This is a genomic window from Luteimonas sp. Soil_C_16, assembly GCF_057657295.1.
Genome location: NZ_JBDGIS010000016.1, coordinates 1 through 1,101, shown reverse-complemented (window position 1 = coordinate 1,101; position 1,101 = coordinate 1). Strand labels below are relative to the sequence as shown.

The 1,101-nt window shown below is 65.2% G+C and carries 1 protein-coding gene; it reads left to right on the top strand.

Features of this window, described 5'->3' with window-relative positions:
* Nucleotides 1-1,101: elongation factor Tu (tuf, locus tag AC3A5T_RS16915; protein ID WP_487629529.1), on the top strand; the 1,101-nt coding region annotated here is incomplete at its 5' end.

The window sequence follows — 1,101 nt, the reverse complement described above, 5'->3', positions numbered from 1 at the left end:
GCGCTGACGAAGATCGGTGCGGAGCGTTTCGGCGGCGAATTCAAGGCCTACGACGCGATCGACGCGGCGCCGGAAGAGAAGGCGCGCGGCATCACGATCTCGACCGCACACGTCGAATACGAATCCGAGACGCGCCACTACGCGCACGTCGATTGCCCGGGCCACGCCGACTACGTCAAGAACATGATCACCGGCGCTGCGCAGATGGACGGCGCGATCCTGGTGTGTTCGGCCGCTGACGGCCCGATGCCGCAGACCCGCGAGCACATCCTGCTGTCGCGCCAGGTCGGCGTGCCGCACATCGTCGTGTTCCTGAACAAGGCCGACATGGTCGACGACGCCGAGCTGCTCGAGCTGGTCGAGATGGAAGTGCGCGAGCTGCTGTCGAAGTACGACTTCCCGGGCGACGACACCCCGATCATCCACGGTTCGGCCCGTCTGGCGCTGGAAGGCGACCAGAGCGACATCGGCGTGCCGGCGATCCTGAAGCTGGTCGACGCACTCGACACCTTCATCCCGGAGCCGGAGCGTGACGTCGACAAGGCGTTCCTGATGCCGGTCGAAGACGTGTTCTCGATCTCGGGCCGCGGCACCGTGGTCACCGGCCGCATCGAGCGCGGCGTGATCAAGGTCGGCGAAGAAATCGAAATCGTCGGTATCCGTCCGGTGCAGAAGACGACCGTCACGGGCGTCGAAATGTTCCGCAAGCTGCTCGACCAGGGTCAGGCAGGCGACAACGCCGGTCTGCTGCTGCGCGGCACCAAGCGTGACGACGTCGAGCGTGGCCAGGTGCTGGCCAAGCCGGGTTCGATCAAGCCGCACACCGAGTTCGAAGCCGAAGTCTACGTCCTGTCGAAGGACGAAGGCGGCCGTCACACGCCGTTCTTCAAGGGCTACCGTCCGCAGTTCTACTTCCGCACGACCGACATCACGGGTGCGTGCGAGCTGCCGGAAGGCACCGAGATGGTGATGCCGGGCGACAACGTGAAGATGGTGGTCACGCTGATCAACCCGGTGGCGATGGACGAAGGTCTGCGCTTCGCGATCCGCGAAGGCGGCCGTACCGTCGGCGCCGGCGTGGTGTCCAAGATCATCAAGTGA